At 64.8% G+C, this 1475-nt stretch carries 1 protein-coding gene; it reads left to right on the plus strand.

Features of this window, described 5'->3' with window-relative positions; genetic code table 11:
* The first annotated feature begins 149 nt into the window (after nucleotides 1-149).
* Nucleotides 150-626 (plus strand): SixA phosphatase family protein, encoded by a 477-nt coding sequence (locus tag ACJOT3_RS34455; protein WP_406977323.1) that lies wholly within the window; start codon nucleotides 150-152, stop codon nucleotides 624-626.
* Nucleotides 627-1475 lie beyond the last annotated feature (849 nt).

The following is a 1475-nucleotide window of genomic DNA, read 5'->3' on the forward strand; positions in this document are numbered from 1 at the left end:
GGGAGTACCCGGCGGCCCCTCCTACCCTGGTGGGAACGAAGAACGTATTCAGGGGGACGCATGTCGGGAATGAAGGGTCTGGCGGTCATCGTGGGGGTGATGGTGGGGTTCATGGCCCTGCTCGCCATTGTCGCGACGGTGCTCGCGTCATGACCGACCGCACGCTCCTCCTGCTCCGCCACGCCAAGGCCGAGACCGGCTACGGGGTCATCGACTACGACCGCGCCCTCACCGACCGCGGCCACGACCAGGCCCGCAAGGTCGGCCGCCTCCTCGCCGAGGAGGGGCTCACCCCGGACCACGTGATCTGCTCCGCGGCCAAGCGCACCCGCCAGACCCTCGAAGGCGTCCTGGAGATCCTGGGCACCACTCCGGAGATCGACTACTCCGAATCCGCGTACACCGCCGGCGTGGACTCCCTGGTCGAGCTGATCACCTACGTCGACCCGCAGGTGCGCACCCTCCTGGTGGTGGGCCACAACCCCACCATCGCCCAGCTGGCGGCGGCGTTCGTGGGCAACGAGGCCCTGGTGTCGTACTCCCCGGCGACGGTCTCCGCGGTGAACCTGGAGGTCGAGTGGCTCTACACGGCTCCGGGCACGGGCTCCGGCCGCCTCCTCAACTAGGGTGCTCGGATGCCATCGACTGGTGCGAGGCGCTGGGGTACATCCTGCCCTGCCGGGTGAGTTCGCCACCTGGGAGGACTACAGGAACTCCCTGCCCCCCGAAAACAGGACGCCTGGTGCGCCTCGTCGACCCCGCAGGAGAGGGATCGCGCCTGTACTTCCAGCGCGTTCCCGGGGGGAAGACCGCCAAGAACCGGGTGTGCGGGTCGCCTCTCCGCACTCAAGTGCGAACGCCTGGTCTCTCTCGGCGCGTCACACGTGGAGACGCTGTACGACGGCAACGAGTTCTGCCTGACCTGACCCGAACGCCTTCGCCCCGGGGCGAATGTGACCCAGGCCACGCCAGCGACCGTTTGCGTCGGTGCGGGGCGAGGGGTAATGTTCTCCGAGTCGCCTCCGACAGGTCCAAGACCTGAAGGGGCACGGACCGAGCGAAACGAACGCGAAAGCGGGCGAGCCGGTCATCTTCTTCTCTCCGAAATTCAGCGGTCCGAAGCAGTGCTGCGGACATGTAAACTCGGAGAGTGCCCCAAAGGAAACAGCGGGGCGAGGCCTTCACTCAAATCAGAAGGTTCCGGAAAACGCCGGTTTGGCGGGACACGGAAACGCTGATAAAGTGAAGACACAACAAAGCGGAAACGCAGACGCCTTCCACGGAAGAGCAACACGGACCTTCACGGTCCGGGGCTTGTACGGGAAGTGCGGTTGCTTCTTGAGAACTCAACAGCGCGTGTTCGATTTTCTTTAAGCCAAGTTTGTTTTGGCCCCGTCACACGAACCGGTCGGTGAGACCGGCAGAGTGTGCGAGGTTCCTTTGATTGAGCCAGACATGGTTCGGTCAGGATTGCT

Source organism: Nocardiopsis protaetiae (assembly GCF_045446735.1).
Lineage (GTDB): Bacteria > Actinomycetota > Actinomycetes > Streptosporangiales > Streptosporangiaceae > Nocardiopsis > Nocardiopsis protaetiae.

Bases quoted from the DNA above. Each gene is read 5' to 3' on its own strand.
- ACJOT3_RS34455 (WP_406977323.1), top strand. From the start codon at position 150: ATGACCGACCGCACGCTCCTCCTGCTCCGCCACGCCAAGGCCGAGACC.